Source organism: Faecalibacterium sp. An122, from assembly GCF_002160895.1.
GTDB lineage: Bacteria > Bacillota > Clostridia > Oscillospirales > Ruminococcaceae > Faecalibacterium.
This window is the reverse complement of record NZ_NFLL01000009.1, coordinates 50,423-74,908: the sequence shown is the minus strand read 5'-3', so window position 1 is coordinate 74,908 and position 24,486 is coordinate 50,423. Positions and strand designations below refer to the sequence as shown.

Sequence of the window (24,486 nt, the reverse complement as noted above, 5' to 3'; positions counted from 1 at the left end):
CGTTTCCCTCCCCTGTTTATTCAGCGGCCTCGTCCGGCTGAGCCGATGCCTCGGCTGCGGGGCTCTCAACGGGAGCGTCCTCGGGCTTGTCTTCTTCCTCGCCGTAGTAGCCGCTCTCGGGCCGGATATCGATGTTATAGCCGGTCAGACGGGCGCACAGGCGGGCGTTCTGGCCCTTGTTGCCGATGGCCAGGCTCAGCTGGCCGTCGGGCACGGTGACGCGGCAGGAGCGGGTCTCGCCGGGCAGCAGCTCCACTTTCAGGACCTTGGCCGGGCTGAGGGCCGACGCGATGAAGGCGGCGGGGTCCTCGCTCCACTGGACGATGTCGATCTTCTCACCGTGCAGGTGCTCCACCACAGCGGCCACACGGTCGCCGCGGGGGCCGATGCAGGCCGACACGGGGTTGACGTTGGGGTCGCGGGAGGCAACCGCCATCTTGGTGCGGGTGCCGGCCTCGCGGCTGATGGCCTTGACCTCGACGGTGCCGTCGAAGATCTCGGGGACCTCCAGCTCAAACAGGCGCTTGACCAGGCCGGGGTGGGTGCGGCTGATCATGACGCGGGGACCGCGCTCGGTGCTGACCACGTCGATGATATACACCTGCAGCTGCTGGCCCTCGGTGTAGGTCTCGCCGGGCACCTGCTCGCTGCGGGGCAGGATGGCCTCGCCGCCCTTGCCCATATCCACCGCCACGATGCCGCGCTCATGATCCACGCGGGTGACCGTGGCCATGACGATGTCGTGGCTCTTGGACTGGATCTCGCTCAGCTGCTGGCTGCGCTCAGCCTCACGGATGCCCTGACGGATCACGTGCTTGGCGGTCTGTGCAGCGATGCGGCCGAACTCCTTGGTCTTGAGGGGAGTGATGACCCGGTCGCCGGGCTGATAGGTCCGGCGGAGGGTCTGGGCCTTGCTCAGGGGGATCTCGGCGTACTCGCTCACCCAATCCTCATCGGCCACGACCTCCTGCACCAGGGCAACGTTGAACTTGCCCGTGGTGGGGTCGATCTCCACCGCCACATTGTCGTCCTCGACATCGTAGTTCTTCTTGACCGCAATGACGATGGCCGCGCGGATCTTCTCGATCAGGTATTCTGCAGTGATGCCGCGCTCATGTTCCAGCATGGTAAGCGCTTCAAAAAATTCGTTGTTGCCTGCCATTTTTAAGTCTTCCTCCCGGTATGTTCTCATTCAATCAGGCTGTCAAAGGGTGTACGTCCGGCCCAGACGTCCTGGGCACAGGCCGGACGCCGGCGTCCCGCCCCAAAGGGCGCGGAGCCGGGCAGAAATCCTGCGCCGCTGGGGGCCGCAGGGATCAGAACAGGTCCTCGTCGTCGCACAGACGGGCCATGGTGATGGCGCTCAGGGCCACCTGGGCGGGGCCTGCCTCGGTCTCAATGGTAATGGTGTCCTCTTCCCGCGCCGTCAGGATGCCGGCCAGATCCCGCCGGCCCGACGCATCGGGGCGGTACAGACGCAGACGGATCTTCTGGCCCATCATGGCGTCGTAGTGCTCGGGACGGGTCAGGCGGCGGCCCAGGCCGGGGGAACCCACTTCCAGATAGTAGCTCTGGGGGATGGGGTCCTCCGCATCCAGCACGGGGTCCAGCGCATGGGAAACTTCTGCGCAGGTATCGGTATCCATGGTGCCGTCCCGGTCAATCAGAACGCGCAGGTACCAGTCGGGACCCTCCTTCTCAAAGACCACATCCCAAAGCCGCAGGCCCATGCCCTCCACAATGGGGCGCACCAGAGCCTCCACCCGCCGCGCGGTATTGCCGCCAGCTTGTTTCGCCATGCTTAAACCTCCATATCAAACAAGAAAAGCGGACCTTGCGGCCCACTTTCCATTCAATCGTGTATTCGTACTATCAGAATATACCACACATCGGCGGAATATGCAAGTATTTTGAAAGAAAAGAGGCCCCTCCCCGTCCGAAAGGCCCCTGCCCGTCCCCAAACAAAAGGGAGAAAGAGAGGCCGTGCCCTCTTTCTCCCAAAAGTTTCCGGATAAATTAAGCCAGGACCCACTCGCCGCCCTCAAACAGAGGCACGGTGCGGCCGTCCCGGGTGAGGCCGGTGATGCGGGTGTCCTCGGCGCCGATCATGACGTCCTCATGGATGAGGGACTGGTTCATGCCGCGGGCGGTCAGCTCCTCCTCCGACAGGGTGGTGCCGCCCCGGGTGGTGCCGGGATAGCTGGCGCCGAATGCGATGTGGCAGGAGGCGTTCTCATCGAACAGGGTGCTGTAGAAGATGACGCCGCTGCGGTTGATGGGGCTGGAGGCGGGCACCAGAGCCACCTCGCCGATGTGGCGGGCGCCCTCGTCGGTGTCCAGGATCTCGCCCAGCAGGGCCTCGTTTTCTTCGGCGCCGTACTCCACAATCCGGCCGTCCTTAAAGGTCACATGGAAGCCCTTGATGGCCTGGCCGCCGTGGATATAGGGCTTGGTGCCGTAGACCACGCCGTTGACCTTGTCCTTGTGGGGAGCGGTGAAAATCTCCTCGGTGGGGATGTTGGGCAGGAACACATAGCCCTTTTCGCTGACGCTGGAAGCGCTCTCCCAGACAGCGCCGTCGGCCAGGCCCACCGTCAGGTCGGTGCCGTTGGAGCTCTCAAAATGTACCGACTCCAGGTCCAGGGCGTTCATCTTGTTCTGCAGGGTCTTGAGGCGGTCCAGATGGGCCTGCCAGGCGTGGACGGGGTCGCCGCCGGTGACACGGCAGGTATCAAAAATCAGCTGCCAGAGCTTTTCCACGGCTTCCTCCTCCGGCAGGTCGGGGAACAGCTTTTTGGCCCAGGCCGGAGAGGGCATGGCCGCAATGGACCACTGCACCCGGTCGTTCATGGTGTACTCCCGCCAGGGGCGCAGGGCCTTGCGGCGGGCCGCCGACACGCGGCTCACCTTGCCGGCGTCCAGGCCGGCCATGGCCTCGGGGTCGTTGGCCAGGAGGCTCAGGACGCAGACGCTGCCCTCGCTCTCGGCGTAGTCCAGATAGCTGCGCAGGACATAGGGCTTGACGTCGCAGAGGGCCTCCTCGGCGCCCAGCTCCATCCGGGTGCGGGTGACGTCGTCGTCGCTCCAGTCCACCCGGACATCCCGGGCGCCGGCCTCAAAGGCGCTGCGGACGCACAGGCGGGCCAGGGGGGCCGCCGCCAGGGGCGCGCTGATAATCAGGGTCTGGCCCGGCTGGACGTTGCAGCCCACCCGGACGATGAATTCGGCGTATTGCTTCAGCAGTTGTGCAAAGTTTTCCATAGTTCCTGATCCTTTCCCGGCCGGGGGGCCGGATGATGATGATTTTGCTATCAGTATAGCCCAATCGGCCCCGGTTGTCCACCGCCCGCCCCAAAACCGCTGCAGGCCTTGTTATTTTGCGCGGAACATGGTAAAGTAAAGAGGTACTGCGCCCGGGGCTGGCCCGGGCCGACACAACGACACGGCAAACCAGCCGCGGACGGAAAGGATGTATTTGTTATGGAACACAGCGAAAAGACCCTTGATATGATTGTCGCCCTGTGCAAGAACCGGGGCTACGTTTTCCCCGGTTCGGAGATTTACGGCGGCCTGGCCAACAGCTGGGACTACGGCCCCCTGGGCGTGGAATTTAAGAACAACGTCAAGAAGGCATGGCTGAAGAAGTTTGTGCAGGAGAGCCCCTACAACGTGGGCCTGGATGCAGCCATCCTGATGAACCCCCAGACCTGGGTGACCACCGGCCATGTGGCCAGCTTCTCGGACCCCCTGCTGGACTGCCGCGCCTGCAAGGCCCGTCACCGCGCCGACAAGCTGATCTCGGACGAGTTCCCCGACGTCAACGTGGACGCCATGAGCTTTGACGAGATGGACCAGTTCATCGCCGAGCACGAGCAGGTGGTCTGCCCCGTCTGCGGCAAGCACGACTTCACCCCCATCCGCAAGTTCAACCTGATGTTCAAGACCGCCATCGGCGTCACCGAGGACAGCTCCTCGGTGTGCTACCTGCGGCCCGAGACCGCCCAGGGCATCTTTGTCAACTTTGCCAACATCCAGCGCACCACCCGCCGCAAGCTGCCCTTCGGCGTGTGCCAGGTGGGCAAGGCCTTCCGCAACGAGATCACCCCGGGCAACTTCACCTTCCGCACCCGCGAGTTCGAGCAGATGGAGTGCGAGTTCTTCTGCAAGCCCGGCACCGACCTGGAGTGGTTCGCCTACTGGAAGGAATACTGCAAGAACTGGCTGCTGAGCCTGGGCATCAAGGAAGAGCACCTGCGCCTGCGGGACCACGAGCCCGCCGAGCTGGCCTTCTACAGCCGCGCCACCACCGACATCGAGTACGCCTTCCCGTTTACCGACTGGGGCGAGCTGTGGGGCATTGCCGACCGCACCGACTATGACCTGAACCGTCATCAGGAGGCCTCGGGCAAGAGCCTGGAGTACTTCGACGCCGAGAGCGGCGAGCACTATATCCCCTACGTCATCGAGCCCTCTCTGGGCTGCGACCGCGTGGCCCTGGCCTTCCTGTGCGAGGCCTACGACGAGGAGCACCTGACCGACGCCAAGGGCAAGGAAGATGTCCGCACCGTGCTGCACCTGCATCCGGCTCTGGCTCCCTTCAAGTGCGCCGTCCTGCCCCTGAGCAAGAAGCTGGGACCCAAGGCCATGGAGATCCGCAACGAGCTGTCCAAGTACTTCATGGTGGACTACGACGAGACCGGCTCCATCGGCAAGCGCTACCGCCGCGAGGACGAGATTGGCACTCCCTACTGCATCACCGTGGACTTTGACACGGTGGGCGACGAGGCCAAGGGCATCGCAGCCGACAACTGCGTCACCGTCCGCGACCGCGACACCATGGAACAGGTCCGTATGCCCATCGACCAGCTGCGCAGCTGGCTGGAGGAGAAGATCGCCTTCTGATCTGTCTCTGTCCCCGCTGAGCTTCTGAACCCATAAAAACAGCGCCCCTGCTCTTCCCATCCGGGAAGATCGGGGGCGCTTTTCGTTTGCTGTGGTTTTATTTGTGGTACTTCATGCCGGCGTTGATGGTGCAGGCCCGGTAGAGCTGTTCGGTCACCACAAGGCGGGCCAGCTGATGGGGCAGGGTGATTCGTCCCAGGCTGATGCGGGCCGAGGCGGCCCGCTTGACCTCATCGGAGAGGCCGTGGGAGGAGCCAATCACAAAGGCCACATCCCCGGCGCCGCTGCCGGCCTTCTGGGCCAGCAGATCCGCCAGGTCCTCGCTGGAAACAATCTTCCCTTCCACGCAGAGAGCCACCAGGCTCTCCCCCTTGCGCAGGCTGGACAGGATGGCCTTGCCCTCCTTTTCCAGGGCTCGGGCCACCAGGGCGGGGGAAGCGTTCTTTTCCTCGATTTTTTCCTCCGGCAGCTCGATGATCCGGAAGTTGGCAAAGGCGGACAGCCGCTTGGCGTATTCCGCCACACCCTCGGCGCAGTATTTGGCGTTCAGCTTGCCCAGACAGATCAGGTCAATGTTCTGCATCGGTTCTTCCTTTCCGGCCGGCCTTACAGCAGGCTGGTCTGTTCTGCAATGTCCTCGCCCCGCAGCAGAGCGCCCGCCGCCGGCAGGGTGCGGACCCGGTACCGGTGGGGGCCGGCCAGGTCCAGCCCGGCCGCCGGGCGCACCGAGGTGATGGACTGGTTCCGCTTGAGGGTCACCACTGCCACGCCCTGGCTGTCACGGGTGGCCTTTTCGGGGATCTGGGCCGAGCCCACCAGAAGCAGCCGGCCCGCACTGGTGCGGATGGCGATTTCGGCCTCCTCCGGCAGGAACAGCATGGTGGACAGGGGGTCCTTGTCGCTGTAAGCCCGCAGCAGCTTGCGGCGGTTCTGTTTGGTGGCGTAGGCCGACAGGGGGATCTTGGCGCACTTGCCGCTGGCAAAGAAGAACAGCATCCAGCCGCTGTAATCCCCCGTCAGCACCATCGAGACGATGTTCTCCCCTTCGTCCATGCCCAGGCGGGTGGGCAGATAAATGCCCATCTGGCCCACCTTGCCGTCCTCAAACTCGGCCAGGCGGGTCTTGTAGACCTGGTGCTGGTCGGTGAAGAACAGAGCCTCCAGATTGTTCCGGGCCTCGGCCTGGACCACAATCTCGTCCCCTTCCTTGAGCTTGTGGGCGCCGGCCGTCCGCAGGCTCTGGGGCGGGATCTTCTTGAGATAGCCCTCCCGGGTGAAAAAGACGGTGACCGGGTAGTCGGGCACTGCCTCCTCTGCGGCGGCGGCTTCCTCCTCGGGCAGGTCGTAGAGGATCTCACTGCGGCGGGGCTGGCCGTACTTTTTGGCCACGGCGGTGAGCTCCTGAATGATGATTTTCCGGATGCGGGCGGGCTTGGCCAGGATGTCGTTCAGGTCGTCGATCTCCTTTTTCAGGGCGTCGATCTCGCCGGTCCGCTTGAGGATATATTCCCGGTTCAGGTGGCGCAGCTTGATTTCAGCCACATAGTCGGCCTGCTGCTCGTCGATGCCGAAGCCAATCATCAGGTTGGGGACCACCTCGTCCTCTTCCTCGGTCTCCCGGATGATGCGGATGGCCTTGTCGATGTCCAGCAGGATGGCCGCCAGGCCTTCCAGCAGGTGGAGGCGTTTTTCCTTGCCGTGGAGGTCATAGTAGGTGCGGCGGCGGACGCACTCGGTGCGGAAGGCGGTCCACTCCTGCAGAATCTCCCGGACGCCCATCACCCGGGGCTGGCCCGACACCAGAATATTGAAGTTGCAGCTGAAGCTGTCCTCTAGGGGGGTCAGCTTGAACAGCCGGGTCATCAGCTTGGCGGGGTCCACACCCCGCTTCAGGTCCAGGGTCAGCTTGAGGCCGTTCAGGTCGGTCTCGTCCCGCATGTCGCTGAGTTCTTTCAGCTTGCCGGCCTTGACCAGCTCGGCGATTTTATCCATGATGGCCTCCACCGTAGTGGTGGGAGGGATCTGGGTGATCTCGATCATGTTCTGACCGGGAACCGCCTGCCAGCGGGCCCGGACCCGGACGCTGCCCCGGCCGGTCTCAAAGATTTCCCGCATCTGGGCGGCGTCGTAGAGAATCTGGCCGCCGCCCACAAAGTCAGGGGCCGGCATGGTGGTCCCAATGTCGTGCTGGGGGTCCTTGATGAGGGCAATGGTGGTGGTGCACAGCTCGGCCAGGTTGAAGGAACAGATGTTGCAGGCCATGCCCACCGCGATGCCCAGGGTGTTGTTGGCCAGGATGGTGGGGAAGGTCACCGGCAGGAGGGTGGGCTCGGTAGTGGTGCCGTCGTAGTTGGGGACAAAGTCCACCGTCTCCTTGTCGATGTCCCGGAACAGTTCCTCGCACACCGGCTCCAGCCGGGCCTCGGTGTAACGGGCGGCAGCGTAGGACATATCCCGGCTGTAGGCCTTGCCGAAGTTGCCCTTGCTGTCCACATAGGGCACCAGCAGGCTCTCGTTGCCCCGGCCCATGCGGACCATGGTGTCGTAAATGGCGGCGTCGCCGTGGGGGTTCAGGTGCATGGTGGCGCCCACGATGTTGGCGGACTTGGTCCGGACCCCCTTCAGCAGGTTCATGTCGTACATGGTGTACAGCAGCTTGCGGTGGGCGGGCTTGAAGCCGTCGATCTCGGGCAGGGCCCGGCTGACGATGACGCTCATCGCGTAGGGCATATAGTTGGTTTCCAGGGTGCGGGTGATGGGGTCCTCCAGGACGCTGCCCGCGTTCAGGATTTCCACCCCTTCTCCCAGCTGGGGCCGCACCGGTTTGGTTTGCTTTTTGGTTGCTTTTTTCGCCATAGTTTTATCGTTTCATCTCCCGGTTGTGCGCGGTCTGTCAGGACAGATCCAGTTCGTCCAGATACTCCGCCCCGTGGGCGGCAATGTGGTCCTTGCGGCCGGCCAGGTTGTCGCCCAGCAGGATATCGAACACCTGGGCCGTCTGGGCCGCGTCGGTGGGCATCACCTTGATCAGGCGGCGGCTCTCCGGGTTCATGGTGGTCAGCCACATCATCTCGGGGTCGTTTTCACCCAGACCTTTGGAGCGCTGGATGGTGTACTTTTTGTCCCCGATCTTCTTCAGGAAGGCGGCCTTTTCCGCCTCGGTGTAGGCAAAGCAGGTCTGATCCTTGGTATTGATTTCATACAGCGGGGACTCGGCAATATAGACATAGCCCTTTTCAATCAGGGTGGGGGTCAGGCGGTAGAGCATGGTCAGCACCAGGGTGCGGATCTGATAGCCGTCCACGTCGGCATCGGTACAGATGACGATTTTATTGAACCGCAGATTGTCCAGGTTGAAGGTGGCCAGCTCTTTATTGTACTTGCCGCCCAGCTCGATGCCGCAGCCCATCACCTTGATGAGGTCCACAATGATGTCCGACTTGAAAATCCGGGCATAATCGGCCTTCAGGCAGTTGAGGATTTTGCCGCGGATGGGCATAATGGCCTGGAATTCACTGTCCCGGCTGGTCTTGACGGCGCCCATGGCCGAATCGCCCTCCACGATATACAGTTCCCGGCGGGCGGGGTCTTTGGTGCGGCAGTCCACAAACTTCTGGACCCGGTTGGCCAGGTCGATCTGGGTGGCCAGGGTCTTTTTGATGCTCTGGCGGGTCTTTTCGGCGTGTTCCCGGCTCTGCTTGTTCACCAGGACCTGCTGACAGATCTTCTGGGCCTCCTCCGGCTTCTCCAGGAAGTACACTTCCAGATAGTGTTTGAGGAAGTCGGTCATGGCCTGGGAGATAAACTTGTTGGTGATGGCCTTTTTGGTCTGGTTCTCATAGCTGGTGCGGGTGGAGAAGCTGGAGGACACATACACCAGGCAGTCCTGGATGTCCTGGAAGCTGACGCTGCTCTCCCCCTTCTTGTACATTCCCTTTTCCTTCAGATACTTGTTGATCTGATAGACAAAGGCGGTGCGGACGGCATGCTCAGGGCTGCCGCCGTGTTCCAGCCAGGAAGAGTTGTGGTAAAACTCCAGCATCTGCACCTTATTGGAGAAGCAGAAGGCCGCGCTCATCCGCACCTTATAATCGGGCTGGTCCTCCCGGTCCCGGCCGGTGGCCTCCGACTCACAGGTGAACACCGGGGTCAGGGACTCCTCCCCCGCCACCTCCTGAACATAGTTGGCGATGCCGTTCTGGTAGCAGTAGCTCTCCTGCCAGGGCTTGCCGGTGGCGGGGTCCTTCTCCTTTTCATCGGTAAAGGTGAGGGTCAGGCCGGCGTTGACCACCGCCTGACGGCGCAGCACATCCTTAAAATAGCTGGCCGGCACGTCGATGTCGGTGAAGACCTCCTCGTCCGGCTTCCAGTGGATGACACTGCCGGTGCGGCGGCCCTTATAAGGTTCCTTCTGCAGGCCGCCCACGTTTTCGCCCTTGGCGAAGTCCAGATGATAGTGGAGGCCGTCCCGGTAGATGTCGGCAGTCATCCAGGCCGAGGCGTACTGGGTGGCGCACAGACCCAGGCCGTTGAGGCCCAGACTGAACTCGTAGTTGTCGTCCCCTTCGCCGTACTTGCCGCCGGCGTACATCTCACAGAACAGCAGCTCCCAGTTGTAGCGGTTCTCGCCGCTGTTCCAGTCCACCGGGATGCCCCGGGCGAAGTCCTCCACCCGGATGCTGCCATCCTTGCAGCGGGTGACGTTGATCACCTTGCCGTAGCCGTCCCGGGCCTCGTCGATGGAGTTGGAAATGATCTCAAAGATGGAGTGGGCGCAGCCCTCCACCCCGTCGGAGCCGAAAATAACCGCCGGCCGCTTGCGGACCCGGTCGGCCCCTTTTAAAGAAGTAATGCTTTCATTGCCGTATTCCTGTTTTTTTGCCATGTTGTTCCTCCGGCAAATTTGCTGATGGATTCTTTTCAAATGTTCATTTAACCATATTCACCGGCCAAAAGTCAAATATACGCCCCTCTCAGAGCAAAAGAAGCAGCGTCTGAACGTCCTTTTTCAACTTTTTTGAAAAAATTTGCATTTTCCTCTTTACAAATTTGGATTTTGCGGTATAATAATCAACGTCCGGTGCGCCTCTGTAGCTCAGTTGGTAGAGCAGGGGACTGAAAATCCCCGTGTCATTGGTTCGATTCCGATCGGAGGCACCATATGCGGCCGTAGCTCATCTGGTAGAGCGCCACCTTGCCAAGGTGGAGGTAGCGAGTTCGAGCCTCGTCGGCCGCTCCATGGGAGTGACAAGTTTCACTCCTTTCTTTTGGCCCGGTAGCTCAGTTGGTTAGAGCACCAGCCTGTCACGCTGGGGGTCGTCGGTTCGAGCCCGATCCGGGTCGCCAACAAATCCTACTCCAATAACATGGAGCGCCCTTCGCCGGGCGGACGCAGGGAAAAATGCGTCGAATATGCGGCCGTAGCTCATCTGGTAGAGCGCCACCTTGCCAAGGTGGAGGTAGCGAGTTCGAGCCTCGTCGGCCGCTCCATAACGGAGCAGATTTTCTGCTCTCTATGGTGGCGTGGCCAAGTGGTAAGGCAAAGGTCTGCAAAACCTTCATTCACCAGTTCAAATCTGGTCGCCACCTCCAGAAACCGCTGTTTCCTTTGGGAGACAGCGGTTTTTTTGTATCCCCTGCCCGGGCTGCGGGCTGGAAGGCGGGTTCCAGCTTTGGTTCCTTGCGCCGGCCCCGGTTCGGTGCTACAATAAGCATATTCCATGAAAGGAGGCCCTGCCCATGTGCCCGGCGTCTTTGCCCGAAAACCGCACCACCCTGACCCCTGACACCCCGGTGCAGTACCTCAAGGGGGTGGGCCCCAAGCTGGCCCAGCGCTTTGAAAAGCTGGGCATCCGCACCCTGGCCGACCTGCTGGAGCATTATCCCCGCCGGTATCTGGACTTTACCCATCCCTATCCCCCCTCCGAGGCCCCGGCCGGGGTGGAGTGCGTGGTCCGGGCCGAGCTGCTGTCCAAGCAGGGCGGCCGGTACGTCACCGGGGGCCGCCGGGTGGAGAAAGCCACCGCCGGGGACGATGTGGCCACTTTGGAGCTGACCTGGTTCAACAATCCCTACACCATCCAGAAGCTGGAGGTGGGCCAGGAGTATTTCTTTGAGGGAGAGGTCACCGGCGGGCTGCTGCGCCGCCAGATGGTGAACCCGCAGGTGCGCACCGCCGCCCAGGTGCAGGCCGCGCCCCTGGCGGCCATCTATCCCCAGACCGAAGGCCTCACCAGCAGCGCCATCAGCCGCTGTGTAGCCCAGCTTCTCCCCCATGCCGAACTGCTGGGGGACCCGCTCCCCCCTGCCCTGCTCCAAAAATACCGGATGCCCGGCAAGGCCCAGGCGGTGCGGGACATCCATGCGCCCTCCTCGCCGGAGGCCGCCCAGGAGGCCCGCCGCCGCCTGATCTTCGAGGAGCTGCTGGTGCTCCAGCTGGGAATGGGCCAGATGAAAAACCGCGGCTCCGCCTCCACCGGCGCCCCCATGCGCCGGATTGACCCCGCCCCCTTCTGGGCCAGCCTTCCCTTCTCCCCCACCGGCGCCCAGCGTCGGGCGGTGGACGAGATTCTGGAGGACATGGCCGGAACCGAGTCCATGAACCGTCTGCTTCAGGGGGACGTGGGCAGCGGCAAAACCCTGGTGGCCGCGGCGGCCCTCTGGGCAGCCATCGGCGCAGGGTATCAGGGGGCACTGCTGGCCCCCACCGAACTGCTGGCCGAACAGCACGCCGAAAACCTGAACCGGATGCTGGCCAAATTCGGCATCCGGGTGGCTCTCCTGACCGGCGGCCTGAAAGCCGCCGCCCGCCGCACCACCCTGGCGGCCATCCGTTCCGGGGAGGCGGACCTGGTGGTGGGCACCCACGCCATCCTGTCGGAAGGGGTGGAGTTTGCCCGGCTGGGTCTGGCGGTCATTGACGAGCAGCACCGCTTTGGCGTCCGCCAGCGGGGCGCCCTGGCCGAAAAGGGCTGCGCGCCCCACCTGCTGGTGATGAGCGCCACCCCCATCCCCCGGACGCTGGGCCTGCTGATTTACGGCGACCTGGACATCTCCATCCTGGACGAGCTGCCTCCCGGCCGCCGCCCGGTGAAAACCCGGGTGATGACGGGCGCCCGCCGGAAGGATCTCTACGGCTTTCTGGACCGGGAAATCGGCGCGGGGCGTCAGGTCTATATTGTATGCCCCGCCATCGAGGAAGGCCCCGACGCCAGCCTCACCCCCGTCAAAACCTATTACGAGCAGACCGCCAAGGCCCTGCTGCCCAACCGCCGGGTGGGCCTGATGCACGGCAAGCTGAAGCCCAAGGAGAAAGCTGCCGTCATGGAGGACTTCCGCACCGGGCAGCTGGACGCCCTGGTGTCCACCACCGTCATTGAGGTGGGGGTGGACGTGCCCAACGCCACCGTAATGGTCATCGAGAACGCCGAGCGGTACGGCCTGAGCGCCCTGCATCAGCTGCGGGGCCGGGTAGGCCGGGGCGCCGCCGAGAGCTGGTGCTTTCTGGTGAGCGACAACGAGGCCGAGAGCGTCCGCAGCCGGCTGAAGTTCCTCTGCTCCACCACCGACGGCTTTGCGGTGGCCCAGTACGACCTGGAAACCCGGGGCCCCGGCGACTTCTTCGGCAGCCGCCAGCACGGCCTGCCGGCCCTTCAGATCGCCGACCTGGCCAACGACACCGCCACCCTTCACGCCGCCCAGAGCGAGGCCGCTGCCCTGCTGGACAAAGACCCTCTGCTCACCGCGCCGGAACACGCCCTGCTGGCCCAGCAGGTCAACCGGATGTTTGAACGCACCGGACCCATGAACTAACATATCGGGAGGTTTGCAACGCCATGATATTCACCCTTCCTGTCCACACCCGGGTGGAGGACTTCGATCAGCGGGGCCTGCTGGCCCCGCCTGCCTTCCTGTCCATCTTCGAAAACACCGCCTCCCGCCACGCCGAGCTGGTGGGGTATTCCGTCATGAAAGAGAGCCTCTGCTGCGGGATGGCCTGGGTGGTCACCAACTGGCGGATTCAGGTGCTTCGGTCGCCCTCCTATGAGGAGAACTTCTCGGCCAGCACCTGGCTGCGGAACGGTCCCCGCCAGGCCACCCGTGAAATGCTGCTGAAAAGCGAATCGGGCGAGCTGCTGGCCCGGGGCCAGGCCAAGCTGTGCATGGTGGTCCGCAGCACCAGTACCCCCCAGCTGCCCTCTCCTGAGCGGATGGCCGCCTACCAGCCCGAGGATGCCTCCGCCTTCCCCGACCGGCTGCCCCGGCTGCGGCCTCCCACATCCTACACCGACGAACAACCGGTTCTGCTGCGCCGCAGCGACATGGACTACAACGACCACCTGCACAACACCGCCTATCTGAATCTGGCTCTGGACGCCGCGCCCCAGGAGATCCTCTCCCAGGGGGTGCGTTCCATCCGCATCTCCTACCGCAGCCCTCTGCGGCGGGGTGACCCTCTGGTGCTCAAGAGCACCCGTCAGGACGGCGGCTGGCTGGTCTCCTTTGTGCGGGAGAACGAGGTCTGCGCGGTGGTAGCCCTCAACGAACAACTGAAACCCCTGTAACCATACATAAAGCAAAAGGCCCGAACCCTGCGGCACACCGCAAGGTCCGGGTCTTTTTTGTATACCATCAGGCAAAATCCGTGTCGGTTTTGCCTTTTGTTATGATTTTATAGGGATGGATCAGAAATCAATTTCCTCCAGCCGCAGCAGGGCCAGAATATAAATCTTGATCGACTGGAGCAGAGCGTCCACCGGGGCCGACTCGTTGGCGCCGTGCATGGGGCCGCCGAAGGAGGGCAGCACCAGGTCGTGGGACTCGGGGCCAAAGCTGACGGCATAGGGGAAGTGGCGGGCATAGGTGCCGCCGCCCATGGTGAAGGGCTTCTCGTTCTTGCCGGTGACCTGGTTGTAGGTGTCGATGCAGGCCAGGATGGCGGGGGTGTCCGCCTCAATATAGAAGGGATCGGCAGCGTCCACATCCTCCAGGGCGGCGCCGTCGCCGATGGCATTGCGGATGGCCTGGGCGATGACCTCGCCGTTGGTGGAGGTGGGATAGCGGCTGTCCATGGTCTGGACCATCCGGCCGTCCTCCATATAGATCCGGCCGCCGATGATGGTCAGGGGGCCGAAGGGACCGTCCGAAGTGGCGATGCCCAGGCCCTCGCCGGCGGTGGAGCTGTGCAGCTTGTGGAGGGCCTCCAGATATTTCCGCTCCTCCTCGGTGCACAGGTCATTGGCCAGCAGGTAGTCCACCACCAGGCCGATGGCGTTGACGGTGCCTTCGGGGCTGGCTGCATGGCCCGACTTGCCCCAGCCGCGGACCCGGACCCCACCGTTCTCGGGCTCCAGGGTGATGTTGGGGGCGTTCTTCAGGCCTACGATGTCGGCGTCCACCAGGGCGCTGGCGCGGTCCGGCACAGCGTTGTTGGCCACACCGCCGGTGAAGGAAAGGATCTTGCCCTTGCACACCGGGCTGACCAGCTTGCCGTGGAAGTGGCCCTTCTCGCCGTTGCAGACCGGGAACTCAGCGTCCGGGGTGAAGCAGAAGGCCGGGGCCTTGTTGTGGGCCAGATAGTACTCCACGTCCTTCATGCCGGTTTCCTCGTTGGTGCCGGCCAGGGCGCGGATGGGGTAGCGCAGCTGCACGCCCATCTCCTTGAGGAACTTGAGGGCGTAGAGGGTCACCACCATGGGGCCCTTGTCGTCCATGACGCCGCGGCCCAGAATCCAGCCGTCCTGACGGCGCATGGTGAAGGGATCGGCCTCCCAGCCTTCTCCGGCAGGCACCACGTCCACATGGCAGATGGTGGCCAGGTACTTGTCCGGGTCGGCGCCGGGCAGCTCGGCATAGCCGATGTAGCCCTCACAGTTGTGGGTGGCAAGGCCCATCTTGCCGGCCAACTCCAGAGCCTTGTCCAGAGCGGCCCGGGCCCCCTCGCCGAAGGGTGCGCCCTCCGCCGGGGCGGTCTCGACGCTGTTGATGGCCACCAGAGCGGCGATGTCGTCGAGCAGCTGCTCGCGGTTGGCCGCAATGAAGGCGTCAATCTTTTGATTCAGTTCCTGATCCATAGATATCCATTCCTTTCTATTCTAAAGCTGCCCGCCGGGGCGGGAGCTTTGAGAAACAACAACGGGTTTACACCGCAAAGAAGACGCTGAACACGCCCAGCAGTCCGGCGCTGGCCAGGCCGATGATGATGCCGGCCATCAGGACGCCGCCCATGCAGGCGATCAGCACATCCTTGAACTTCATGTCCAGGATGGACCCCGCCAGGGTGCCGGTCCATGCGCCGGTGCCCGGCAGGGGCACGCCCACAAAGATCAGCAGGGCAATCACCAGGCCGCGGCCGGCCTTGGCTTCCAGAGCGCGGCCGGCCTTTTCGCCCTTGACCACAAAGAACTTGCAGATGCCGCCGATCAGGGGCTTGTTGTAGCCCCAGATCAGGAACTTGCGGGCGAACAGGTAGATGAAGGGCACCGGCAGCATGTTGCCCAACACCGCCACCAGATAGGTGGGCAGGGCGTCCAGACCCAGGCCAAGGCCGATGGGGATGGCGCCGCGCAGCTCAATGATGGGAACCATGGAGACGAAAAACACAAACAGATACTTTTCCAGCATGGGGCCTCCTTTGATCAGTTGGTAGCTTTGGGAGCGGGATTGAGCTTCTTCCACTCAATCACAAAGAACAGGATGGTGCAGGTGGACGCCGAGATAAAGTCACTGACCGGCTCTGACACATACAGGCCCAGCAGCTGGCTGATGCCTAGCAGGCCAAAGACCCGGGGAATCACCAGGGACAGGGGCAGCAGCAGGATCACCTTGCGCAGCAGGGCGATGAACATACTCAGCTTGGCCTCGCCCAGACCCAGGAAGGTCTGCTGGCAGGCGTTCTGGGCGCCCATGAAGAAGTGGCCCAGCATATAAATCCGCAGCGGTGCGGAGCCCATGGCCACAATGGCCGCGTCGCTGGAGAACAGGCCCAGGAACATCTGGGGCGCGATCTCCACCGCCGCCACCACCAGGGTTGTGGTGCTCATGGACACCGTCAGCATGACCTGGAAGGTCTTGCGGACGCGTTCCAGCTTCTGCGCGCCGAAGTTATAGCCGATGAGGGGCTGTGCGCCCTGGCAGAAGCCCTGAACCGGCAGGCTGGCGATCTGGGACACCGAGAACAGGATGCTCATGATGGCCACGGCGCTGTCGCCGCCGTAGGTGGCGGCGCCGGTGTTGAAGGACAGCTGAATCAGGCACTCGGTGGCGGTCATCAGGAAGGGCGAGACGCCCAGCGACAGCACCAGCACCAGAATGGCCTTGTCGGGGATGAGGTTTTCCTTGCGGATACGCAGGACGCTGCGCTTGCCCAGGAAGAAACAGAGCACCCAGATCATGCTCAGGGCCTGGCTCAGGATGGTGGCCACCGCAGCGCCCACCACGCCCATGTTGAACCCGTAGATAAAGATGGGGTCCAGGATGATGTTGCTGATGGCGCCGATGCAGGTGGTGGCCATGCTGGTCTTGGCAAAGCCCTGGTTGGTGATAAAGGGGGTCATGCCCAGGGTGAACTGGACAAAGATGGTGCCCAGCAGGTAAATCCGCAGATAGGCCATGGCGTAGGGCAGGGTGTTTTCGCTGGCGCCGAAAGCCAGCAGCACCGGCTCACCGTAGATGGTGAACCCCACGCTCAGCACCACCGACAGCACCACCAGAATGGTGATGCAGTTGCCCAGGATCTTCTCGGCGGTCTTGTAGTCGCCGCGGCCCATGGCCACCGAGGCCCGGGGCGCGCCGCCCATGCCCACCAGGTTGGAGAAGGCGGTGATCAGGACGATGATGGGATAGGTCACGCCCAGGCCGGCCAGCGCCAGGCTGCCGGTGCCGGGGATGTGGCCCACGTAAATCCGGTCCACGATGTTGTACAGCATGTTGACCAGCTGGGCCAGGGCCGTGGGCAGGGCCAGGCTGAAAATCAGGGGCAGCAGGGGCGCTGTGCCCAGGCGTTGGTCGGCGGTCCCGACGGACGCGGTCTCAGACCGTTTTTCTTCCATAATACCTATATGCTCCTTTCGGTTCAAAGATCAATGACCAATTCCACCGGGCAGTGGTCCGAGCCCATGATCTCGTTATGAATTTCAGCGGCCTGCACCTTGTCGGCGATCCGCCGGGAAACCAGGAAATAGTCGATCCGCCAGCCGGCGTTCCGCTCCCGGGCGCGGAAACGGTAGCTCCACCAGCTGTACTTCACCTCGTCGGGGTGCAGCAGCCGGAAGCTGTCGGCAAAGCCGGCCTCCAGCAGCTGGGTCATGGCGTTCCGCTCCTCGTCGGTGAAGCCGGCGCTGCGGCGGTTGGAGGCGGGGTTCTTGATGTCGATCTCCCGATGGGCCACGTTCAGGTCGCCGCAGAGGATCACCGGCTTTTTGGCGTCCAGATCCAGCAGGTAGCGGCGGAACATGGCCTCCCACTCCATCCGGTAGTCCAGGCGCTTGAGCCCGTCCTGACTGTTGGGGGTATAGCAGTTCACCAGGTAAAAACCGGGGTATTCCAGGGTGACGACGCGGCCCTCCTGGTCGTGCTCCTCCATCCCCACCCCCATGGTCACCGCCAGAGGCTGGGTGCGGCAGTAGCAGGCTGTGCCCGAATATCCCTTGCGCTGGGCCGAGTAGAAATACTCCTGATAGCCCTCGGGGTGGAAATCAGCCTGACCCGGCTGCATTTTGGTCTCCTGCAGGCAAAAGACGTCTGCGTCCAGGGCGGCAAAGCTCTCGGCAAAGCCATGGGACAGGCAGGCCCGCAGGCCGTTGACATTCCAGCTGACTAGCTTCATACAGTGTTCCCTTCTTTTGCTTTAAAGCATGGGGCATGGCCGCCGCCCGCACCGAGCCGGCGTCACGCCAGGTATTTGGTTTTCCAAACGCCGCTGCGGAACCGCCCCACAAAGCAGGCCGAACGGAAAATCCAGTCGATGACCATGGCAATCCAGACGCCCACGGCGCCGTAGCCCATCTGGACGCCCAGCAGATAGCTGAAGCCCAGACGCCAGACCGCCATGCTCAGCACCGAGACGGTCATGGTGAACCGCACATCGTTGGCCGCCCGCAGGGCGTTGGGCAGGACAAAGGCCACCGGCCACAGCAGCAGGCCGCAGCCGCAGTGAATCCGCACCAGCAGGATGGCCAGCTCCATGGTCTCCCCCGACAGGGCATAGATGCCCACCAGCGGTTTGACAAACAGCAGGATGGCCCCGTTGAACAGGCCCATGGTCAGATAGGTCCATTTGAGCAGGCGGCGGGCATAGGCGGCCGCCTGTTCGTTGTCCTGGGCGCCCACGCACCGGCCCACCACCGTAATCATGGCCAGACTGATGGCCTGGCCGGGGATGCAGCCCATGCCGTCCAGGTTGTTGGCCACCGCGTTGGCGGCGATCTGAACGGTGCCGAACAGGGAGATCACGCTCACCACCACAATCCGGCCCGCCTGAAACAGGCTGTTCTCAAAGGCGGACGGGATGCCGATGCCCAGAATCCGCCGGGCCAGGCCTCCGTCCACCCGAAGGGTCATCCGGGCCTGGACGGTGTTGGACTTGCGGCCGCAGGCGGCCAGAATCAGGGCGGCGGCCAGAGCGCGGCTGATGACGGTGGGCCAGGCCACGCCCTCTACGTACATATTTAATCCGAAGATGCAGACGGCATTGCCCACAATGTTGATGGCGTTCATCAGCAGGCTGATCTGCATGGAAATCTTGGAGTTGCCCATACTGCGGAAGATGGCCGCTCCCGCATTGTACAGCGCCAGAAAGGGATAGCTCAGGGCCGTCACCTGCAGATAGCGGACGCCGGCGTCCAGCACGTCCGCCTCGATGTTGCCGTAAAGCAGCCGCAGCATGGGCCGGGCCAGCGCCCAGCTGAACAGTCCCAGGCCCAGGCCCAGCAGCAGGCTCAGCAGAACCAGCTGACCGGCGCTGTCGTCGGTCTCCTTTTTGCGGCCGGCGCCCAGATACTGGCTCACCACCACCGCGCCGCCGGTGGCCAGGGCCGCCAGCAGGTTGATAATCAGGTTGTTGATCATGTCCACCAGGCTGACGCCCGAGATGGCCGCCTCGCCGCAGCGGGATACCATCATGGTGTCCGCCATGCCCACCGTGGTGGCCAGCAGCTGCTCGATCAGCAGCGGCACAATCAGCCGCAGCAGGTCATTGGTGGTAAAAATCGGGCCCCCTGGCCCGTTCTTCAAAATTTTGGGTGTATATACCTCTGACTCTTGTTCCATTCGCTTTTCTTTCGTCCCGACCCGACCTTCCGGGCGGGCAAATTTTCCCACAGATCATAAAAACGTACCTGATTATCATAACATAGCCCCGCCGGAATGTAAAGCCCGCTCCCCGGCCCTGCCGGCGGGCTGTCCGTCCCGGAACGACAGACGCCCCTGCGCAAGTTCGGCATTTGTTGCAGCAAAGCTCCCCTATATTTGTGCGCTTTCACGAAAATACGTTTTTACGCTGTTTCAAAGGCTTTTTTGTTCAAAAAAGTCTTGCATTTCCCCGTGAAAAGTGGTATGTTGTATCCCAACGGAGCGCCTTGGATACAAGAATGGTATCCCCCCTGCTTCCCAGGCCCTTTGGCCCCTGCGCTCCGCCCTGAATGTTGCTATTTTCTTCATTTACCTTCTTATCATTTACCCTGCCTGCCCGCGAGGGCAAAGCGGCGGCCCAACCTGCACGGGCCGCCGTTTTTCTTTTGCCGGACGGCGGCGGATTCTGGGCATCTTGCACGAAAAGACAGTCGTTCCATTGGGAAAGATGTTCTTCCAGCGCCTTGCACCCCGGCTGCAAAGCGTGTATAATACAGACAGTGCAGGCCATCCGCCTGCCGCCGTCCGCCCCGGCAGGGCGGATGCCGGCCGCCCGGCCGGAAGGGGCCATCCCGGCCCCCTGATTGCCAAAAGATCAACAGAGTAAGGCTGTGCGCGTTAAGTGCCGCATCAACGGGGAGTTGTGCTGCGGACGAAGGCGAAGTTTTCCCGCGGTGCACAGCCTGCATCCCGCTGCTGCATGGACCTGGGCGCGGGCCGCGGTATGCCCGTGGCCCGGTGTGAACGCTGCCGGATTTCACGGCCCTCCTTTGTGCGGTTTTGTCGCATGGGGAGGGCCGTTTCTTTGTCCTCCTCTGGCTGGATTCAGAAAAGGAGGCATTGCCATGAATCCGAATCGTCCCAAATCCCTTCGCAGTCTGACCTTCTGTGCCCTGCTCATCGCCATGAGCATCGTGTTCAGCCGGGTGTTCAGCATTTCCACCGGTTTTCTGCGGTTCAACCTGGGCAGCCTGCCGGTGGTGCTGGCGGCGGTCCTGTTCGGACCGGCAGCCGGCTTCGCCGTGGGCGCCATCGCCGACATCATCGGCGGCGTCCTGGCCGGCTACGCCATCAATCCCCTGATCACCCTGGGGGCCGGCGCCGTGGGCCTGTTTGCCGGTCTGGGCTGGCGCTACCTGCCCGCCCGCCGGGACGGCGTCCGACTGGCCGGCGGCATCCTGCTGGGCCACGTCATCGGTTCCATGATTTTGAATTCGCTGGCCCTGTGGCTGTTCTATGGCTATCCCTGGAGCGTGCTGGCCGCCCGCATTCCCAACGCCCTGATCCTGTCGGTGGCGGAATGGTTCCTGATGCGGGCCCTGCTGGCCAATCACAGCCTGATGGCCGCAGCCCGGGGCAGCCTGAACGGGAGGCGTTCGGAATGACTTACGAACAGGCATTGGATTATATTCATGCCATCCACTGGCAGGGCCACAAGCCCGGTCTGGATCGAACCCAGACCCTGCTGGAAGCCCTGGGCCGGCCCCAGGACAAGCTGCGGTTTGTCCACATAGCGGGCACCAACGGCAAGGGCAGCACCGCCGCCATGATGGACAGCTGTCTGCGGCAGGCCGGCTACAAGACGGGACTGTTTACTTCCCCTTTCATCAATCGTTTCAATGAGCGCATCCAGATCGACGGCCAGCCCATCCCGGACCAGGACCTGGTCCGGCTGGTGGAGCGGGTGCAGCCGGTGGCCCAGGCCATGACCGACCTGCCCACCGAGTTTGAGCTCATCACCGCCCTTGGAATGCTCTATTTTGCCCAGCAGCACTGTGACATCGTGGTGCTGGAGGTAGGGCTGGGGGGCGCGCTGGATTCCACCAACGTCATCGCCGCCCCTGAATGCGCCGTCATCACCGCCCTGGGGATGGACCACGTCAAAGAGCTGGGCCCCACCCTGGCGGACATTGCCGCTGCCAAGGCCGGCATCATCAAGCCCGGCTGTCCGGTGGTCAGCTACGGCGGAGAGCCCGAGGCCGACAAGGTCATTGCCGACGTCGCCCGGGCCCGGCACGCTCCTCTGTCGGTGGTGGATTTCGGACGTCTGCACCGGACCAGCGCCAGCCTGGACGGCCTGGTCTTTGATTTCGACGGGATGGAAGGGCTGACCCTTCCCCTGCTGGCCAGCTATCAGCCCCGCAACGCTGCCGTGGCCATCACGGCCCTGCGGGTTCTCCGGAACCGGGGCTGGGACATTCCGGACGAGGCCATCCGCCAGGGTCTGGCCCAGGTGAGCTGGCCGGGCCGGTTTGAGTTGCTTCGCCGAGACCCGCCCTTCCTGCTGGACGGCAGCCACAACGCCCACGGCATGCGGGCCACGGTGGCCAGTCTGCGGGAGCGGTTCCCGGGCGAGAAGTTCGTTTTCCTCATCAGCATCATGGCGGACAAGGATTCCGACGACATGCTCAAGCTGCTTCTGCCTCTGGCCAAGTGTTTTGTGACCGTCACGGCCCCCAGTCCCCGGGCCATTCCGGCGGCTGACCTGGCGGCCCAGATCACGGCCCTGGGCGGCGTAGCGGAGGCGGCGGACACCATCCCGGCCGGTGTGCACCGGGCCGACGCCCTGGCTGACGGCGGGCCCGTCGCCGCCCTCGGCACCCTCTACTTCTCCGGCCCCGTCCGCCTTACTTTTCTGGAAGAAAAGTAAGCAAAAGACTTTTTACTGTGTACCATACAGTTTCCGGGTCTCCGAAGGTTCCGCGGAGCCGTTTCGCTCCGGCTCCCTCGCTGCGTCTGTGCCTGCGGCACGGTACGATGCAAGGCAGCCATAGCGACCGCGTCCTGTGGACGAAACAGGGAGCTATGGCTGGCGCAGCGCTCCGATTTTTGCAAGCGACCACCGCGGCGCGCCGCAAAAATCGGCTAAGCGCAAGAGGTTTCAATGTGTACCATACAGTTTCCGGGTCTCCGAAGGTTCCGCGGAGCCGTTTCGCTCCGGCTCGTTCGTTACGTTTGTGCCTGCGGCACGGTACGATGCAAACTGCTGGAAAATGCCATTTCCCGCAAGCCAATGCGTTCTGAGAGTTAATTCCATTTCGATCTATACCAAGCGTAAACACCTATGCCACACAAAATCCTCGCTCCTACTCCGGGGCGGGGATTTTTTCTTGCCGTTTTATTCCTCTCTCCCTTTGCTGTTCACAGCACCGGCACGCCGCACCGGTTCTTCCGAAAAAGAGGTTTTTCCTTAGATAAAAGAAAGGATTTTCCATGGCTGGGCCGGGGTTCTGTCTCCGGCTGGGACAAGGCGCTTTTCCGGCCCACCGGGTACGGCGTTTCCACTGGGAACAGGCACACCGGCTATATTTCACGGCAGGGATACAGCCCCAAGCCGGGGCGTCAGGGCGCCGGTTCAGGCGTCTTCACCACTGTACTTGATTAAAGCCAAAAAGTGAGTATTCATGCCCACTTGCACCGGCTGAAAGGATTTCACTTTTACTTTTTTGTGCCCGGCTTTTCTTTTGCATTCGGTTGTGGTATCCTAATGGCAGGATAAAGCCCCCCACGGGGCCACAAGGAAGGAGAATGAACGCTCATGAAATTCAGTGAAATGCCTTATGCACGCCCCGATATTGACGCCATTCTGGCGCGGTGCGCCCAGTTTGCCGCCGACGCAGCCGCGGCCGACTCCGACGAGGCTCTGGTGAAACTCTACTACGACCAGAGCGCCGCCATGGCCGACTACACCACCGCCGCCAACCTGGCCAACATCCACTATACCTGCGACACCCGCGATCCCTATTGGCAGGCTGAGCAGGACTTCTTCGACGCCAACGGCCCTGCCGTTTCCAACGCCGTCACCGAGATCTACCGCGCCATCCTGGCCAATCCCCATCTGGACGCCCTCACCGCTGCCTACGGTTCCACCTGCGTACCCGGCATGCGCAACGCAGTCCTGTCGGTGGACAGCCGGGTCACCGCCCTTCAGCAGGAGGCCAACACCATCTCCAGCCTGTACCAGCGTCTGTACGGCGGCGCTCTGGTGGAGCTGGACGGCCAGCAGCTCACCATCCCCCAGCTGGGCCCCTACAAGCAGAGCCTGGACCCCGCCGTCCGCCGCGCTGCCTTTGAGGCCGAGGCCAGCTATTTCGACGCCCACCGCGGCGAGTTCGACGAGCTGTACGAGCGCACCGTCCACAACCTGAACCAGCAGGCCGCCATCCTGGGCTACAAGGACTACAGCGAACTGTCCTATGCCCGAATGAACCGCATCGGCTACGGCCCCGAGGAAATCCGCATCTTCCGGGACCAGGTGGCCCGGGACGTGGTGCCTCTGCTGGCCGAAGTGGTGGCCCGCCGCGCCCGCCGCGCCGGCATCGAGCACCCCACCTTTGCCGACCTGAACGTAGCTTTTCCCGACGGCAACCCCGTCCCGGTCAAGGGCTATCAGGTGCGCATGGACGCTGCCCGCACCATGTACCACGAGCTCAGCAGCGAGACGGCCGAGTTCATCGACTTCATGCAGGACAACGAGCTGTTTGACGTCCTCAGCCGTCCCGGCAAGGCCAACGGCGGCTATATGACCATCCTGCCCACCTACAAGGCCCCCTTTATCTTTGCCAACTGGAACGACACCGCCGCCGATGTGGACGTCCTGACCCATGAGGCCGGCCACGCCTTCGAGGGCTATCTGGCCGCCCTGGACGAGGCCATGCCCGAGGACCTGAAGTGCCCCAGCATGGAGAGCGCCGAGATCCACTCCATGGCCATGGAGTTCCTCACCGCCCCCTGGCATCATCTGCTGTTCGGCGCAGACACCCCCAAGTACGCCCTCACCCACACCGAGGAGAGCCTGATTTTCCTGGCCTATGGTTGTGAAGTGGATGAGTTCCAGCATATCATGTACCAGCACCCCAACCTGACCCCCGACCAGCGCAACGACGTCTGGCTCAAGCTGGAGAAGAAGTACCGTCCCTGGATCGACTTTGACGGTCTGCCCTTCTACGGCCGGGGCGCAGGCTGGCAGCGTCAGCTCCACATCTACGAGTGCCCCTTCTATTATATCGACTACTGCCTGTCCACCATGGCGGCTCTCCAGTTCTTCCTGCTGAACGAGGCCGACCACGCCGACGCATGGCAGCGGTATCTCCGGCTCTGCCGCCGCGGCGGCACCGCCAGCTACACTGAGCTGTGCGAGACCGCCGGCCTCCGCACCCCCTTTGAGGAGGGCAGCGTCAAGGCCATCGCCCAGCCGGTGGCAAATTGGATTGCGGAGCACCAGATCTAATCCCT

The 24,486-nt window shown here is 62.9% G+C and carries 18 protein-coding genes, 5 tRNA genes and 1 riboswitch; of the genes, 12 read left to right on the top strand and 11 right to left on the bottom strand.

The features are described 5' to 3' along the window. Positions 1-16 precede the first annotated feature (16 nt). The 3 genes from nusA to B5E67_RS07840 all read right to left on the bottom strand — a co-directional run bounded on the left by nusA (position 17) and on the right by B5E67_RS07840 (position 3,261). Complete coding sequence (gene nusA / locus B5E67_RS07850; RefSeq protein ID WP_087248426.1) at positions 17-1,162, bottom strand: transcription termination factor NusA; 1,146 nt, start codon at positions 1,160-1,162, stop codon at positions 17-19. 154 nt (positions 1,163-1,316) lie between these two features. Further along, positions 1,317-1,799, bottom strand: a complete 483-nt coding sequence (rimP, locus tag B5E67_RS07845; protein WP_087248428.1) for a ribosome maturation factor RimP — start codon at positions 1,797-1,799, stop codon at positions 1,317-1,319. 217 nt (positions 1,800-2,016) lie between these two features. After that, positions 2,017-3,261, bottom strand: a complete 1,245-nt coding sequence (locus B5E67_RS07840) for an aminopeptidase (protein WP_087384526.1) — start codon at positions 3,259-3,261, stop codon at positions 2,017-2,019. Positions 3,262-3,480: 219 nt separating this feature from the next. On the opposite strand from B5E67_RS07840, the gene B5E67_RS07835 reads away from it, so the two are divergent. Beyond that, positions 3,481-4,902 (top strand): glycine--tRNA ligase, encoded by a 1,422-nt coding sequence (locus B5E67_RS07835; RefSeq protein ID WP_087368137.1) that lies wholly within the window; start codon positions 3,481-3,483, stop codon positions 4,900-4,902. Positions 4,903-4,999: 97 nt separating this feature from the next. Here the strand turns inward: B5E67_RS07835 and B5E67_RS07830 are convergent, their stop codons facing one another. The 3 genes from B5E67_RS07830 to B5E67_RS07820 are packed head-to-tail and all read right to left on the bottom strand — an operon-like array spanning position 5,000 to position 9,787. After that, on the bottom strand, positions 5,000-5,485 hold the full coding sequence (locus B5E67_RS07830; RefSeq protein ID WP_087368280.1) for a 23S rRNA (pseudouridine(1915)-N(3))-methyltransferase RlmH: 486 nt from the start codon (positions 5,483-5,485) through the stop codon (positions 5,000-5,002). A 23-nt stretch (positions 5,486-5,508) separates the two neighbouring features. Continuing rightward, complete coding sequence (locus tag B5E67_RS07825) at positions 5,509-7,758, bottom strand: DNA gyrase subunit A (RefSeq protein ID WP_087384524.1); 2,250 nt, start codon at positions 7,756-7,758, stop codon at positions 5,509-5,511. A 37-nt stretch (positions 7,759-7,795) separates the two neighbouring features. Continuing rightward, positions 7,796-9,787 (bottom strand): toprim domain-containing protein, encoded by a 1,992-nt coding sequence (locus B5E67_RS07820; RefSeq protein ID WP_087384522.1) that lies wholly within the window; start codon positions 9,785-9,787, stop codon positions 7,796-7,798. Positions 9,788-9,986: 199 nt separating this feature from the next. Here B5E67_RS07820 and B5E67_RS07815 point away from each other — a divergent pair. From B5E67_RS07815 to B5E67_RS07785, 7 genes are all read left to right on the top strand, one after another. Next, a tRNA-Phe gene (locus tag B5E67_RS07815) sits at positions 9,987-10,062 on the top strand. A gap of 3 nt (positions 10,063-10,065) precedes the next feature. Beyond that, a tRNA-Gly gene (locus B5E67_RS07810) sits at positions 10,066-10,141 on the top strand. Positions 10,142-10,171: 30 nt separating this feature from the next. Beyond that, positions 10,172-10,248 (top strand) — tRNA-Asp (locus tag B5E67_RS07805). A gap of 68 nt (positions 10,249-10,316) precedes the next feature. Next, a tRNA-Gly gene (locus tag B5E67_RS07800) sits at positions 10,317-10,392 on the top strand. A gap of 27 nt (positions 10,393-10,419) precedes the next feature. Next, positions 10,420-10,494 (top strand) — tRNA-Cys (locus B5E67_RS07795). Between the two features lie 147 nt (positions 10,495-10,641). Next, entirely contained in the window at positions 10,642-12,714 is a 2,073-nt protein-coding gene (gene recG / locus B5E67_RS07790) for an ATP-dependent DNA helicase RecG (RefSeq protein ID WP_204246536.1), read from the top strand. A 23-nt stretch (positions 12,715-12,737) separates the two neighbouring features. Further along, complete coding sequence (locus tag B5E67_RS07785; RefSeq protein ID WP_087384520.1) at positions 12,738-13,466, top strand: acyl-ACP thioesterase domain-containing protein; 729 nt, start codon at positions 12,738-12,740, stop codon at positions 13,464-13,466. A 120-nt stretch (positions 13,467-13,586) separates the two neighbouring features. Here B5E67_RS07785 and B5E67_RS07780 read toward each other — a convergent pair whose 3' ends face one another. The 5 genes from B5E67_RS07780 to B5E67_RS07760 all read right to left on the bottom strand — a co-directional run bounded on the left by B5E67_RS07780 (position 13,587) and on the right by B5E67_RS07760 (position 19,170). Next, positions 13,587-14,975 carry a Sapep family Mn(2+)-dependent dipeptidase gene (locus B5E67_RS07780; protein ID WP_087384518.1) on the bottom strand — a complete coding sequence of 463 codons (1,389 nt, stop codon included), beginning with the start codon at positions 14,973-14,975 and terminating at the stop codon, positions 13,587-13,589. Positions 14,976-15,042: 67 nt separating this feature from the next. After that, positions 15,043-15,525 carry a small multi-drug export protein gene (locus B5E67_RS07775; protein ID WP_087384516.1) on the bottom strand — a complete coding sequence of 161 codons (483 nt, stop codon included), beginning with the start codon at positions 15,523-15,525 and terminating at the stop codon, positions 15,043-15,045. 14 nt (positions 15,526-15,539) lie between these two features. After that, a complete protein-coding gene (locus tag B5E67_RS07770; protein ID WP_087384514.1) occupies positions 15,540-16,952 on the bottom strand; it encodes an MATE family efflux transporter in 1,413 nt (470 codons plus the stop codon). A 23-nt stretch (positions 16,953-16,975) separates the two neighbouring features. After that, entirely contained in the window at positions 16,976-17,728 is a 753-nt protein-coding gene (locus tag B5E67_RS07765; protein ID WP_087384512.1) for an exodeoxyribonuclease III, read from the bottom strand. Between the two features lie 62 nt (positions 17,729-17,790). Next, positions 17,791-19,170 (bottom strand): MATE family efflux transporter, encoded by a 1,380-nt coding sequence (locus B5E67_RS07760; protein WP_087384510.1) that lies wholly within the window; start codon positions 19,168-19,170, stop codon positions 17,791-17,793. 678 nt (positions 19,171-19,848) lie between these two features. Next, positions 19,849-19,949, top strand: a riboswitch (THF riboswitch). A 147-nt stretch (positions 19,950-20,096) separates the two neighbouring features. Between B5E67_RS07760 and B5E67_RS07755 the strand changes: the two genes are divergently transcribed. The 4 genes from B5E67_RS07755 to B5E67_RS07745 all read left to right on the top strand — a co-directional run bounded on the left by B5E67_RS07755 (position 20,097) and on the right by B5E67_RS07745 (position 24,481). Beyond that, positions 20,097-20,636 (top strand): folate family ECF transporter S component, encoded by a 540-nt coding sequence (locus tag B5E67_RS07755; protein ID WP_087246383.1) that lies wholly within the window; start codon positions 20,097-20,099, stop codon positions 20,634-20,636. Beyond that, a complete protein-coding gene (locus tag B5E67_RS07750; RefSeq protein ID WP_087384507.1) occupies positions 20,633-21,901 on the top strand; it encodes a folylpolyglutamate synthase/dihydrofolate synthase family protein in 1,269 nt (422 codons plus the stop codon). Before B5E67_RS07755 ends, B5E67_RS07750 begins: the two co-directional genes overlap by 4 nt. Before the next feature lie 414 nt (positions 21,902-22,315). Next, on the top strand, positions 22,316-22,636 hold the full coding sequence (locus B5E67_RS15450) for a hypothetical protein (protein WP_143405404.1): 321 nt from the start codon (positions 22,316-22,318) through the stop codon (positions 22,634-22,636). A 153-nt stretch (positions 22,637-22,789) separates the two neighbouring features. Beyond that, complete coding sequence (locus tag B5E67_RS07745; RefSeq protein WP_087246385.1) at positions 22,790-24,481, top strand: M3 family oligoendopeptidase; 1,692 nt, start codon at positions 22,790-22,792, stop codon at positions 24,479-24,481. Positions 24,482-24,486: the final 5 nt, after the last annotated feature.